Source organism: Photobacterium frigidiphilum (assembly GCF_003025615.1).
Classification (GTDB): Bacteria; Pseudomonadota; Gammaproteobacteria; order Enterobacterales; family Vibrionaceae; genus Photobacterium; species Photobacterium frigidiphilum.
Genome location: NZ_PYMJ01000039.1, coordinates 1 through 14,630 on the forward strand (window position 1 = coordinate 1; position 14,630 = coordinate 14,630).

Sequence of the window (14,630 nt, forward strand, 5' to 3'; positions counted from 1 at the left end):
TCATTATACTGAGGGGGGGCAGAATGCATCCATTAATAAGAATAACAACGGAAATCAATTATGAAACGTGTTCTTAAAACTCTGACTCTTTGTTCTATAACAATGGCACTGGCTTTTCCTATGGCTGCTTCGGCTATGCAGGAAGGCGAAATTCTTATTTGGATTAATGGTGATAAAGGTTATGACGGTCTAGCTGAAGTTGGTCGTCAGTTTGAAGAAGATACCGGTATTAAGGTAAACGTTCAGTACCCTGATTCGCTAGAATCAAAATTCCAGCAGGTTGCTGCGACGGGGGGCGGTCCGGATATTATTTTCTGGGCGCATGACCGTTTTGGTGGTTACGCAAAATCAGGTCTACTTGCAGAAGTTAAACCGTCTGCAGAATTCAAGGACAAGTTAGTTGATTTCAGCTGGGATGCTGTGACTTATGACGGTAAGTTAGTGGGTTACCCTGTTGCTGTTGAATCGCCATCGCTTATCTATAATAAAGACCTATTGGCTGAAGCTCCTGCAACTTGGGAAGAGTTGGTTGCCATCGAAAAAGAAATGAAGGCGAAAGGCAAGAAAGCCATCATGTGGGATGTGAAGAATGCTTATTTCACATGGCCAATGATTTCGGCAAATGGCGGTTACGCTTTCAAGAAAACTGAAAATGGTTTTGATGGCAAACAAGTGGGTGTTAACAGCGAAGCAGGTATTGCTGGTTTAAGCTTCCTGGTTGATTTAGCGAAAAAAGGTGTTATCTCTCCTGACATGGATTACGCCGTTGCAGAATCAGAATTTAACAAGGGCAACGTGGCGATGACCATCAACGGTCCATGGTCGTGGGGTAACCTTGAAAAATCTAAAATTAACTATGGTGTTGCTGTTCTGCCAACATTGAATGGTGGTAAATCAAACCCATTCGTTGGTGTATTAAGTGCGGGTATTAATGCTGCGAGCCCGAACCAAGATTTGTCGGTTGAATTCCTTGAGAATTATCTACTGACTAATGAAGGCCTTAAGACTGTTAATGATGATAAACCATTAGGTGCAGTTACGTTGAAGTCATACCAACACATTTTGTCTAAAGACAGCCGAATTGCCGCTACGATGATCAATGCTGAAAACGGTGAAATCATGCCTAACATTCCTGAAATGACGGCATATTGGTTTGCTGAAGGCGCTGCGATTGAAAATGCACTGCTAGGTCGTCAAACCGTGAAAGAAGCACTTGATACAGCGGCTTCTCAAATAAAAAAATAAGTCGATTCTTAGTCTGTAGCAGGCTGTAATCATCAATTCAATGCGCAGGCCTAGTCTGCGCATTTTGCTTTCTGAATGACCTATTTCGACAATGAATATAAAGCAGATAGCTGTATCTATTACTGATAAGGAAAACAAGTGAACAGGTTAGCACAAGCACCATATAACGAGCAGCTGTACGTTAAAGGCACATTTAATGGTTGGGGTGATGACACTCCGATGTCTTACCTTGATGAAGGCTGCTATCAGGCTGTAATTTGCCTTTCGGCGGATCAGCATAGTTTCAAAATTTCCGATCAGCAGGGCAGTGAGTTGCTGACTTTTTCTGCTGATAAATACAAAGCAGTAGCGTGTGCTGTCGATCAGGTTCAGCCTTTAATGACTGCGAAGGGGATTGGCAATGATCTGACGTTTCTAGCACCTAGTACTGGATTGTATACGGTTACTTTGACAGTGATAGATACGCAGCCATCATTATTGATTTCATTCGGTGGTGAGAATAACGATGCCGAACCTGATCGTGAACTTATTCAAGCTGAGTTTGTTATCCAATCAAAAACTGACACGTTACTCGCCAAAGCAAAGCCAGTTCTAAAGCCACAAGATCTATTTGAGCAGTTGGCTATTCAGGTGAGTGAAAGTGCACCGTTTGTGTTTGGCGACAATGTCGATGGTTATTATGAAGGTGCAACTCATGGTTTTGTTGCCGCAGGTAAATATCGTCATAAGCAGGGTTGGTATCTAGGGACGTTTGCATCGTTTGTTGATGGTGTTATTAATGATAAAAATGATGCCCAGAGCGCAGAAATTCTACCTTACGGTGTGACACATTATTATCAAAACCAAGCGTTAGATACGATGATGCTATTTTCGCAGCAACGCGCATCAGCATTAACGGTTTCTTCGGAAAATGCAGCGACCTTGGCTATTGCTCCACAGCTTAATCTTGCGATTAATACTTCGTCGGTAAAAGTTTTCGATAACGGAATGGTGTATGCACTTGATTCATCTTTGCGTCAGGAAAATACACCATCCTTTATAGCTATTTGTGCGAATAAGTCTTTCCGATTTAGGGAGGCAACGTTCACCGAGATGCCTGCTCTGAAAGAGGTGATGCACCTAAGTGGCAGTCATGTTAAACCTGTGATTGAAACCAGCCAAAAAGAAACCAGCTTCACCGTTTATCTGGCCTTTGCTGAGACAGAAGAGCTGGCTATTGAGCAAGCTAATGCGCTGCTGGATCAAGATGGCTACACACTGCATCAGCAACAAACCTATGACATGTTGACACAGTCTTACCTATGGACCTCAGATCTTGAATACAACCGCGCATTAATGTGGGCAAAGGCATCGGGTAAAGTTTTTGTCTCTAATGAATTTGGTAAAGGGATTTGGGCGGGCTTACCTTGGTTCAAAGATTGCTGGGGACGTGACTCTTTCATCGCCTTGCCGGGTATTACATTGGTTAATGGTGACTTCGATGATGCTAAGACCATCATTGATAACTTCGCCTCTATGCAGTTAACCGATGATCAAAGCTTAAATTATGGTCGGATCCCGAACCGTGTTACCAGCTTGACCAACATTATCTATAACACGACGGATGGCACGCCGTGGATGGTGCGGGAAGTATGGGATTACTTGCGCTATAGCGGTGATCTTGATTATGCGAAAACGATCTACCCGATCGTGCAGACATACATTGATGGGATCGAGAAGAATTATCTGGATCAACACGGCTTGATGACTCACCGTGATCCTGATACTTGGATGGACGCTAAGTTAGAAGGCAAAGTACCTTGGTCGGCAAGGGGTAACCGCGCTAATGATATTCAGGCGTTGTGGTATACCAGCCTGAAGGTGGCGATTGAACTGGCTCGGTTGAATCAGGATCAGGCATCTGCTTTGCGCTATCGTGCAATGGCAGATAAGGTGCAATTCAGTTTCCAAAAGATGTTCTGGGATGAACAGACTGAAATGCTGGCCGATCGCCTGAAGGAAGATGACAGCCGTGATTTGCAGGTACGCCCGAACCAGCTAATGACCTTAACGGTACCTTTTGATGGTGGCTTGGTTGATAAGTTGATTGGTGCGAAGGTGGTGAAAAATGCAGTAAGTGAATTATTGTACCCTTGGGGAATCACGTCGCTATCGCAGTATGATCCTGATTTCCACCCGTTCCATGCCAATCGAGATGAATACCATAAAGATGCGGCTTACCATAACGGAACGATTTGGGGCTGGAACGCAGGCTTTACTGTCTCAAGCTTGGTGAAGTATGGCTATGCTGATTTTGCTTATGAGCTAACAAAAAAACTATCTCAGCAGATTCTATCTATTGGTCATCGTGGGGCAATGAGCGAAAACCTAGATGCTTTCCTGAGCACCGAAGGAGGATTGACGACGACGGGAACCTATGCACAAGCATGGTCTGTGTCAGAATTTACTCGTAATGGCTATCAGGATTATATGGGCTTTTCGCCGAACCTCTTGGCCGATAAGGTAACACTGGCTCCTTGTCTACCTTCATCGTGGCAGTCTGCACAGGCGGTATTGCGTTTTGGTAACAATAATGCCTTGAATGTCAGTTTTGAACGCTCTGCAAACGGCGCAGAAAACTATCAGCTGAGTTACCGACATGTATCTGGGGAGCAGCTTGAGTTAGTATTGTTTGCGGATGATAAAGCCAAATATCAACTCGATCTTGAACTTGGGGAGCAGGTTGTGACGGTCAGCTTTGATCCAGTGAAAGCAGTTGCTGAAGTGAACGGTAAACGTGTGGGTCTTATTTGTGTTCAACCGGGTTATCAGGCTCAAATTGGTGAGTTGCAATTTGCACAACCGGATTTGGATCTTGATTTCAGAGTGCTAAAAAACCAACATGTTTTACAGCAACAGGTAGAATCGAGCGGTTTTGCTAAGGCAACAGATTAAGTGAATTAACGCGATGCTTTTATAAAGATAGAATTTTATAAATATAGAAACGCTGCCCAATGGGCAGCGTTTCTGTATTTATGACCATATCACTCTGTTGTTACTCATGGATAAAGTGTTACTCATCGATAAAGATTTTTCCTTCTATCGAGTAGGGTTCATTTTCATCATAAAGGTTGTCTTTGCCTCTAAGCTGCTTCATTTGGGTTTCAAGCGCATTTGCTTCCTGATAGTTACCTTCTTGATAAGCCATATAGATTAGCTGTTCGATATCTTCGATTCTGTCGTGGCGGCTCATGTCATGATCCTCTATCAAAGAGACTGCTGATTATCTCTATCTGTTTAGTTACACCATTGGTGGTGTCACTAATCCCTTACCAGTATAAGTTTAGGTGTGTGGCCGTTTAACGGCAATAAAGTTGTTCAATCATGGCCGGGAAGCGTCTTGCCCATCATGCATATAGATAACCGGATAGTGCTTTTTACTGCTGTAATAATCAGAGCTGGAAGATAAACGGTTGTATAGAAAAGTTATGCAGAAGTACAAAAGAACTGATTGCAGACACAACTAGGCTGCGGTTCTGTCGTACCGAGGACAGAATTTATTAGAAGCTCTTGGAGCTTTTCTGCCTCACCACTTAGTTCTTTACGTAATTGCGAATCAGCTAAAATCGGCATTGTTGCAACACTAAAACTTTGTGGTCTTTTGATACGGTTAGGCAACCCGGTAGCTATTGGGCATCCCGAGCTTCATCAGTAAGTTTTCAATCAATCCCTGAGCTTGAAGTAGATGAAGCTTATACACCAATCTGATGTAGAGGCAGGCTTCGATGGTGCTGTCAGGATACTTAACGGAAGAGCCGTTATCATCATTAACACGGTCGTCGTGTTACCAATTAATGATGATCTATTCAGATATCCAAATGTCGAACCGGCCGCGTTGCTTGAGAGCCTGGTTGTACTCACAATAGTTATTTAAGGCGTAGGTATGCTTCTTGAAATGATGGCGTTATTGTATTTGTAAGGCATTTGTTAAACAGCCAACCTGTATAAATAGGTTGGCCATGATAACTGAACTCAGTGTTAATGGAATAATTGAGCATTATCTGAGCGCTTCAACAACGCCATGCTTTATCTACCTAAGGCCATCAGCTTTCAATCACATATCTTTGATATTCGGCAGAACTATACTTAGAAACAAGCTGGCTATCTTTTATTGTTAGATAAATAGATTGATGCAGCACCACTGGCAATACTATAACCACTACTAAGGTAGGGATAATGAAAGCGAGCGTGATCACAGGCATCGTTTTGTTGGCGGGTCTGGCCGCCGGAGTCTGGTACAAAGAGCAGAGCCGCGATGAAGGTGCTCAGGTACGGCGAGGGGGTACGCCCAGCGTCATTGTCAGCACGGTGGTGTTGCAAAATGTGCGCAGGGAAGTGGAGGCACTGGGAACCGTTAAGGCCCGTGAATCAGTCGTATTATCAGCCAAGGTGACAGAAAAAGTTGAGCAGGTCCATTTTTCAGACGGGCAACAAGTTAAAGCCGGTGATTTGCTGGTGACCTTACGCTCTGGAGAACAAAAAGCCAAAGTTCGCGCAGCAAAAGCTAACCTCAAAGAGCAGCAACGGGAATATAAACGTATTGAAGGGCTGGTAAAACGCAATACGATTGCAAGTTCAGAGCTGGATAAACTGTTAACCAGCATTGAAGTTGCCCGGGCCATTTTGGCCCAGAATCAGGCGGAGCTGGATGCAAGATTTATTCATGCGCCGTTTTCCGGTTTGCTTGGTTTTCGCCAGATCAGTCCGGGTGCCTTGCTCACCCCCGGGATTGTTGTTACGACATTAGATGCGCTGGAGCAAGTAAAACTCGATTTCACTATTCCGGAGCAGTTTGTCGGTGAGTTGAAGCTGGGATCCAATATCGAAGGAGAAGCCGCTGCCTTCCCCCTGCAGCCATTTGTTGGGGTTGTGACAGGTATTGATAGCAGGGTGAATCCGCAAACCCGGGCGATTGTCGTTCGCGCTGAAATTGAAAATCCTCAGCTGAAACTGCGACCCGGCATGCTGATGACATTAAGGCTTATTGTCGAGCAGCGTAACGGATTGGTTGTGCCTGAAGAAGCGATAGTACCGCGGCAACGAGACAGCTTCCTTTTTGTGGTTAACAACAATAATGTGGTGGAGCAGCGCAAAGTTGAAGTCGGATTCCGTAACCGGGGAGAAGTTGAAATCCTCAACGGTGTCGTTGAGGGAGAGCAGATCATTACCCGGGGAACACAGAAAGTACGTCCGGGGCAAAAGGTCGAAACTCGACCGAGTGAGCGTTTTAGCCATCAGGAGGCGAGCTGATGCTGCTGACGGATCTCTCTGTTAAGCGTCCTGTTTTTGGTTCTGTGATCAGCCTGTTGTTGATAGCTTTCGGCTTGATCGCCTATGACAAACTGCCGCTGCGTGAATACCCGAATATTGACCCGCCCATTGTGACCGTGTCTACTAATTACCGTGGCGCGTCAGCGGCGATTGTTGAAAGCCGTATTACCCAGCTGGTTGAAGACCGGATTTCCGGCCTGGAAGGGATCCGCAATATCAGCTCACAAAGCCGCGATGGCCGTTCATCCGTTACTCTGGAATTTGGTATCGGCCGGGATATTGATGCCGCAGCCAACGATGTCCGTGATCGGATCTCCGGGATCTTAAATAATTTACCCGATGAAGCCGAGCCGCCGGAAGTACAAAAGGCGGCAGGCAGTTCAGAAGTGATTATGTGGTTGAATCTAGTGTCGGATCGCTTGGATACGCTGGAGCTAACCGATTATGCCAGCCGTTATCTGGTTGACCGTTTTTCGGTTATTGATGGTGTCGCTAATATCCGTATCGGCGGGGGGAAAACGTATGCATTAAGGATCTGGATAGACAGACAGAAACTCGCCGCAAGGGGGTTAACCGTCACCGACATTGAAGATGCGTTGCGTGCCGATAATGTAGAGCTGCCTGCGGGATCCCTTGAATCAGAAAGCCGCCAGTTTTCAATCCGTACTCAACGTAGCTTTATTGAGCCCGACGATTTTTCCCAGCTTGTGGTTAGTTCCGGGTCGGATGGCTACCTTATCCGTTTGGGCGATGTGGCCAGGGTGGCGCTGGCAGCAGAAGAGGAGCGGATTTCGTTTCGTGGTAATACCCAGGATATGATTGGTTTGGGGATCAATCGTCAGTCGACCGCAAATACGTTGGCAGTAGCCCGGGCCGTCAACGCGCTGGTTGATAAATTAAATCCCACCTTGCCTGAGGGGATGGAGATCAAACGTTCCTACGATTCCTCGGTCTTTATTCAGGCTTCAATTAATGAAGTGTTTAAAACACTTTTCATTGCGCTGGTGCTGGTTGTTATTGTTATCTACCTATTCCTTGGCAGCGTCCGCGCCATGCTTATTCCGGCACTGACCGTTCCTGTCTCGCTGATCGGAACCTTTATTGTGCTCTACACCTTGGGTTATACCATCAACTTATTGACCTTGCTGGCTCTGATCCTGGCGATTGGTATCGTGGTTGATGATGCGATTGTTATGCTGGAGAACATTCAGCGGCGCATAGAGCTGGGTGAGCCACCGTTGAAAGCCGCATTTCTCGGGGCGCGTCAGGTCGGTTTTGCCATTGTGGCAACCACGGTAGTGCTGGTTTCAGTGTTCTTGCCGATAGGTTTTCTTGAGGGGGATTTAGGCAAATTGTTCCGGGAATTCTCCATCACTATCAGTACTGCGGTTATTTTATCCTCTTTGGTGGCACTCACCCTGAGCCCCATGATGGGATCAAAGGTGATGAGGCCGGTTGAGTACGAGCCCTGGCTGGTACAAAAAATTGGCGGTATTTTAGCCTTCGTCACCCGATTTTATCGTTCCTCGTTGGATAACTGGCTGAAAAGACCCTATCTGGTCGCTGCTATTGTGGTTGTGGCGCTTATTGGCAGCGGCTGGCTTGCAAGCAGAATACCTTCGGAATTTGCCCCGAGAGAAGATCGGGGGGCGATGTTTATTATTATCAATGGACCTCAAGGGGCGAGCTATGAGTTTATGCAGCCTTATATTAATGAAGTTGAGTACAGGCTGCTGCCACTGGTGGAAGCCGGTGAGGTAAAGCGTTTATTGATCCGCGCCCCGCGAGGCTGGGGGCGGATTGAAGATTTCTCGGGTGGTTTCGCTATTGTCGTGCTGGAAGACTGGGCAAAACGAAGGAATGCGTTTGCAATCATTGGCGATATCCAACGAAAATTGTCCGATCTGGCTGGTGTCAGGGCCTTCCCAGTTATGCGTCAGCCTTTCGGGCGCGGGGTGGGTAAACCGGTACAATTTGTGATTGGTGGCGGGAGTTATGAAGAGCTTGCCCAGTGGCGGGATATTATTATCGATGAAACCGATAATAATCCCGGATTAGAAGGAGTCGATCACGACTATAAGGAAACCAAACCCCAGCTACGTGTTGTTATCGATAGAAACCGGGCCGGCGATTTAGGTGTCTCCATTCGGGATATAGGTCAAACGCTAGAATCAATGCTGGGCTCGCGATTAGTGACGACGTTTGAGCAGCGTGGCGAGGAGTATGATGTCGTTATTGAGGGTCAGCGGGAGAGGCAAAATACCGCAGCAGATCTCAGCAATCTCTATGTCCGCTCTGACAGGACCAATGCACTTATTCCACTTTCAAGCCTGGTGACGGTAGAAGAATTTGCGGATGCGCCTCAGCTAAACCGTTATAACCGGGTTCGGGCCATTACCATTGAGGCTAACCTTGCTGATAATTATACCCTGGGCCAGGGGCTGGATTACTTAAATGAGCTGGTGAGAAAACATCTGCCGGCAGATGCGGTGGTTAATTACAAAGGTGCGTCACAGGACCATCAGGATTCAAGCCATTCCGTCCTCTTTGTCTTTACCCTGGCCCTTGTGGTTGTGTTCCTGGTACTGGCTGCCCAGTTTGAGAGTTACATTCACCCTCTGGTTATTATGCTTACCGTACCACTGGCAACGTTTGGTGCCTTGCTGGGCCTGTATTTTACAGACCAAAGCTTAAATATATATTCGCAGATCGGTATCATCATGCTTGTGGGGTTGGCAGCAAAAAACGGTATATTAATTGTTGAGTTTGCCAATCAACTTCGCGATCAGGGTGTTGTCTTTGAGCAGGCTATCATTGATGCTTCAGCGGCACGCTTAAGGCCGATACTCATGACAGCAATTACCACGGCGGTAGGTGCCGTCCCGCTGATATTAGCAACCGGAGCCGGGGCCGAAACCCGCATAGTTATTGGTATTGTGGTATTAACCGGGATACTGGTCGCCACATTTTTCACCTTGCTGGTGATCCCCGTGGTTTACCGCCTGCTGGCACGCCATACCAACAGCCCGGAATTTGTCTCTCGCAAACTGGAAAAACAGTTGGCAGAAGATAATACCGTGCTGATGAAGAAAGTGAGTTGAATCCGGCGTGTACCTCTTAGCCCGTTTACGGCAAATGTCCTCTTGAGGTTACTTGGGTATAGAGGGGTTTTCATTCTCCGTGATTGCGCTAGAATCTGCAGCCTGTTTGTAACCATAAGCAAACAGAGACATTATCAAGGATGAAATGCAGCAGCTATCATGAAGATGATATCAATGCTGTTTTCAATTGGCCAAAGGTTGATTCAAGGCACCAGTTGGGATGAAGCCGTTCTGGCAAACGGCTATTACTCCGATGAAGCATCCTTCAGAAGCAAAAAGTATTACACGGAAGTTTGATCGTAAAAAAGACATCTACTTTATGTGGTTAAGAAAGAACCTAATTCAGACACAAAAAAAGCGCTGTCGTATGAATGAGCAGCGCTTTTTGTTATAGAGAGAAACAGAAGGGCTTATATGCCAGTTTCTTGGTATAGACGACGGCAGGCACGACCATCGCTATGGAATAGATGACAACGGTGTGCAGGTATGCCCACTTTAAAGCTATCACCAGCTTCTATTTGTAGTGTATCCGGACGACGATAGATGAAATCTGCATCCACGTGATCTAGGTGGATATAGGCTTGAGTTTCGTAGCCTAGCTTCTCGACAACTTGTACTGTACCTTCGATGCTTGTATCACCTTCTTCAGCTGATACAAGGTGTTCAGGGCGAATACCCAGTGACATACGGTCGCCTTTCGTGACTGTTGTGCCATCAACAGGGATCCAGAATGCTTTTCCATCAGCCGTTTGTACCATAACGCGCTCATCTTCAACTTGTTCGATAAACACACTCATGAAGTTCATCTTTGGTGAGCCGATGAAGCCAGCAACAAAGCGATTCTGTGGATAATGGTATAACTCTAATGGTTTACCTACCTGAGAAACATAACCACCATCAAGAACCACAATTTTTTCAGCCATGGTCATTGCTTCTATTTGATCATGCGTTACGTAGATCATGGTACAGCCGAGCTGTTTGTGCAGCTTAGCAATTTCGATGCGCATTTGAACACGAAGCGCGGCATCTAGATTCGATAGTGGTTCATCAAGTAGGAATACATTGGGCTGAGACACAATGGTACGACCAATCGCAACACGTTGACGTTGACCACCAGAAAGCGATTTAGGCTGACGTTCCAGTAAGTGACCAAGCTGAAGAATATCAGCTGCGTTATTAACGCGTTTTTTGATCTCGCTCTTATCTGCTTTGGCTAATTTCATACCGAAAGACATGTTGTCGAAGAGATTTAAGTGCGGATAAAGAGCATATGATTGGAATACCATACCAACCCCACGATCAGAAGGCGGAACGTCATTCATGCGTTCTTTGCCGAAGTATAAATCGCCCGACGTGATATCTTCCAAACCAGCGATGCAACGAAGAAGAGTTGATTTACCACAGCCTGATGGACCAACAAATACTACAAATTCCCCTTCAGCGATCTCGAGATCGACATTTTTGGAAATCAGGTTATCTCCATATGCTTTACATACATTTCGTAAAGTGACACTCGTCATCGAGCCTTTTCCTCTAAGTTGTGTTACCTGCAAAACGTTATCAATAAGGCATAGTATTCATGCTTAGTCTTGCGGGTAAAGAATTTTTAGGTGTAGTGAAGAAAAAAATGGGTAGCGTAAGTATCATCCAGGCAGTGGAAGAATGGCTACCCTGACCAAATTCCTACTACTTACTTCCCCAAGAAGTAATAGGATGCTGTCGTTTTCAATAAAGTGTTATTAAAAATTAAAATCTGCATAAAGCAGAACAGTTAAAGCTTCTTCATCTACCCCATGGGGTATGTTGCTCATCTTACGCAACTATCATTATGAAACATCATCCTTGAAAAGAATTTAAAAGGGGGATAAAGGGGGGAGGAGTGTTTGGATCACACTTTGATATACCGGTTACTGATGTGCCCTTTTAATCCAAGTACTATGTGCGTTGTATCACAATCAGGCCACGTTTTTAGATCTGCGTCACGAATTGAAATGACGGAGATCACGCTTTTAAATCTTAGGGATGGGGGCGTAGGGCTCAGGATGATGCCGAGGGTTCATTACTGGTGGATGATACAGACTGCAAATTGTGCTGCAGAGGATTTTCTGGAGTACAACATATAACAATCATGAAGGATGTTAGCAATGAAGAAAGTCCTCAGTACTGTCGCATTTTGTACCCTTGCTGCTTTAGGTTCTGTCTCTGCACATGCAGCGATTGAAGAAGGCCAATTGACCATTTGGATTAATGGTGACAAAGGTTACAACGGCTTGGCAGAAGTAGGTAAACAGTTTGAAGAAGACACAGGCATAAAAGTGACAGTTGCTTTTCCTGATGGTCTATCTGAGAAATTTCCTCAGGTAGCGGCTGCTGGTGATGGTCCAGATATCGTATTTTGGGCGCACGATCGCTTTGGTGGCTACGCCAAATCTGGTTTGTTAGCTGAAGTTAAGCCATCTAAAGAACTAAAAGATAAAATCATCGATTTTACTTGGGATGCTGTGCAGTACGAAGGTAAATACATCGGCTACCCAGTTGCAGTTGAAGCACTTTCTTTAATTTATAACAAGGATCTTGTTCCAAACCCACCTAAGAACTGGGAAGACGTTGAAGCACTAGACAAGAAGCTTCAGAAAGATGGTAAGAAAGCCATCATGTGGAACCTAAAAGAACCGTACTTCACATGGCCACTACTGTCTGCTGACGGTGGCTACGCGTTCAAGTTTACTGCTGACGGCTACGATGTGAAAGATGTGGGTGTTAACAATGCTGGCGCGAAGCGTGGCATGACGTTCATCAAGAACCTTATTGACAAAAAAGTGATCTCTGCCGATATGGACTACAGCATCTCAGATGCTGAGTTTAACAAAGGTAACGTAGCAATGACTATTAACGGCCCATGGGCATGGGGTAACGCTGATAAGTCAGGCATTAACTACGGTGTTGCTCTGCTTCCTAAACTAAATGGTAGCCCATCTAAGCCATTCGTCGGTATCCTGACTGCGGGTATTAGCTCTGCGTCACCAAACCAAGATTTAGCTGTTGAGTTTATCGAAAACTACCTACTGACTGATGAAGGTCTAGGTAAGGTTAACGATGATAAGCCACTAGGTGCTGTTGCGCTGAAATCATTCCAGAAGAAGCTAAACAAAGATCCCCGTATTGCTGCCACTATGGATAACGCAATGAACGGCGAAATCATGCCTAACGTTCCGCAGATGGCTGCATTCTGGTATGCCCAGGGTAATGCAATTAAGAACATTGTTGATGGTCGTCAGGACATTAATGGTGCGCTAGATGAAGCCGCTGGTCACATGCTTAAGTAATTCTTTTTGCGGGGAGGGGTAACCTTCCCCATTTTATTGTCATTTTTTGCTAGCAAGGAGCTGAGATGCAGTCGGTTCAAGGTGCAGGGCTTTTGGATTCAAAACAAGAACGCCCTAAATTAAATTATCGTAAGTGGCTTAAATGGTCGCTATTAGGCATGATCGGTGTTGTTAATGGTTATGCTACCGTATTGATGTATGCTCAAGGTGAAATACCTTTTGCTCTTCTTACCGTTGTTCTAACCGCACTTGCTCTTTATATTTTTGGAAGCAACAAAACATACGCTCATCGTTATATCTTCCCTGGTGTTGCAGGGATGCTTGTTTTTATTATTTTCCCATTGATTTACACCATAGGACTGGCGTTTACCAACTACAGCGCATCAAACCAGTTAACATTGGAAAGAACACAATCAGTCTTGGAACAGCGTAGTTTCCAGTCTGGTGAAAGTTATGGCTTTGATCTCTATAAAGTAGAGAATGGTCATCAGCTGGTTATTAAAGCTGATGGTGAGCTATTGGTTTCTGATGTCTTCGAACTCGCCAATACAACTTCTGAAGCGATGACTCTTCGTCAAGTTGATAGTGTTCAGGGTGAAAAAGAGAAGATCAAATCAATCGTTAAAAACCGCGCTAACTTAACAAAAGTTGAGCTAGTGATGCCTGATGGTCATGAGATTCGTATGAGTGGCTTACGTAAGTTTGCTGCCGATACAGATCTCTTTACGCTTCAGGAAGATGGTCTGAGCATGCTGAATAATAAAACTCAGCAAATGTATCAGCCAAATATGGAAATTGGTTTTTATCAGCCTATTGACGCAGACGGTAAATTTGTAGATAAGCCTATCTCTCCTGGATTTGTTGTAACGGTGGGTGGTGCCAATTTCGAGCGAGTGATGACGGATGATGGTATTAAAGAACCTTTTATTGATATCTTTATCTGGACTGTGGTTTTTGCTTTTTTAGCGGTCGCGTTAACACTGGCTTTAGGTATGGTACTAGCGTGTCTCGTTCAGTGGGAGCCATTACAAGGTAGCAGTATTTATCGCGTACTTCTTATTCTCCCTTACGCGGTGCCAGCGTTTATTTCAATATTGATATTTAAAGGCTTGTTTAACCAGAGCTTTGGTGAAATCAACTTGTTCCTTGAAGCCATATTTGGGATTAAACCATCTTGGTTCTCTGATCCAATTATGGCTCGATTGATGGTTGTGTTAGTGAACACTTGGCTTGGCTTCCCATATATGATGATTTTATGTATGGGTCTGTTGAAGTCGATTCCTGATGACCTATATGAAGCGTCTGCTATTGATGGTGCGGGTCCTATTCAGAACTTTTTCACAATCACACTTCCGATGATGATTAAGCCTTTGACACCACTGCTTATTGCTAGCTTTGCATTTAACTTCAATAACTTTGTTATGATTCAGCTATTGACGGCTGGTGGCCCTAATATGGTGGGTACTTCAGAGCCTGCTGGTTACACTGACTTGCTAGTAAGCTATACCTACCGTATTGCCTTTGAAGGTGGCGGTGGTCAAGACTTTGGTCTTGCAGGTGCAATCGCAACAATTATTTTCTTACTGGTGGGTGGTATGGCACTACTTAATCTTCGATTCACTAAGCTTTCACAAGACTAAGGAGAGAC

9 protein-coding genes are annotated in these 14,630 nt (G+C 45.1%); 6 read left to right on the forward strand and 3 right to left on the reverse strand.

Going from position 1 to position 14,630, the window contains the following annotated elements; genetic code table 11:
* The first annotated feature begins 60 nt into the window (after positions 1–60).
* Together malE (C9J12_RS24955) and C9J12_RS24960 are read left to right on the forward strand one after the other, a co-directional pair.
* Positions 61–1,245 (forward strand): maltose/maltodextrin ABC transporter substrate-binding protein MalE, encoded by a 1,185-nt coding sequence (gene malE / locus C9J12_RS24955; RefSeq protein ID WP_107245174.1) that lies wholly within the window; start codon positions 61–63, stop codon positions 1,243–1,245.
* A 138-nt stretch (positions 1,246–1,383) separates the two neighbouring features.
* Positions 1,384–4,179, forward strand: a complete 2,796-nt coding sequence (locus tag C9J12_RS24960) for an amylo-alpha-1,6-glucosidase (protein WP_107245175.1) — start codon at positions 1,384–1,386, stop codon at positions 4,177–4,179.
* Between the two features lie 118 nt (positions 4,180–4,297).
* On the opposite strand, the gene C9J12_RS24965 is transcribed toward C9J12_RS24960, so the two are convergent.
* The gene (locus tag C9J12_RS24965) at positions 4,298–4,477 is read right to left on the reverse strand and encodes a hypothetical protein (RefSeq protein WP_107245176.1); all 180 of its coding nucleotides are present in this window, start codon (positions 4,475–4,477) and stop codon (positions 4,298–4,300) included.
* 417 nt (positions 4,478–4,894) lie between these two features.
* Positions 4,895–5,011, reverse strand: a complete 117-nt coding sequence (locus C9J12_RS31645; RefSeq protein ID WP_407675701.1) for a hypothetical protein — start codon at positions 5,009–5,011, stop codon at positions 4,895–4,897.
* Between the two features lie 449 nt (positions 5,012–5,460).
* On the opposite strand from C9J12_RS31645, the gene C9J12_RS24975 reads away from it, so the two are divergent.
* Positions 5,461–6,534 (forward strand): efflux RND transporter periplasmic adaptor subunit, encoded by a 1,074-nt coding sequence (locus tag C9J12_RS24975; RefSeq protein ID WP_227876454.1) that lies wholly within the window; start codon positions 5,461–5,463, stop codon positions 6,532–6,534.
* Positions 6,534–9,656: an efflux RND transporter permease subunit gene (locus tag C9J12_RS24980; protein ID WP_107245178.1), complete on the forward strand. Its 3,123-nt coding sequence runs from the start codon at positions 6,534–6,536 to the stop codon at positions 9,654–9,656. The genes C9J12_RS24975 and C9J12_RS24980 overlap by 1 nt, the downstream gene beginning before the upstream one ends.
* Positions 9,657–10,066: 410 nt before the next feature.
* On the opposite strand, the gene malK is transcribed toward C9J12_RS24980, so the two are convergent.
* Positions 10,067–11,176, reverse strand: a complete 1,110-nt coding sequence (malK, locus tag C9J12_RS24985) for a maltose/maltodextrin ABC transporter ATP-binding protein MalK (protein WP_107245179.1) — start codon at positions 11,174–11,176, stop codon at positions 10,067–10,069.
* 624 nt (positions 11,177–11,800) lie between these two features.
* Here malK and malE (C9J12_RS24990) point away from each other — a divergent pair.
* Both malE (C9J12_RS24990) and malF read left to right on the forward strand, forming a co-directional pair.
* Positions 11,801–12,982, forward strand: a complete 1,182-nt coding sequence (malE, locus tag C9J12_RS24990; protein ID WP_107245180.1) for a maltose/maltodextrin ABC transporter substrate-binding protein MalE — start codon at positions 11,801–11,803, stop codon at positions 12,980–12,982.
* Between the two features lie 65 nt (positions 12,983–13,047).
* Positions 13,048–14,622 (forward strand): maltose ABC transporter permease MalF, encoded by a 1,575-nt coding sequence (gene malF / locus C9J12_RS24995; protein ID WP_107245181.1) that lies wholly within the window; start codon positions 13,048–13,050, stop codon positions 14,620–14,622.
* The last annotated feature ends 8 nt before the right edge of the window (positions 14,623–14,630 follow it).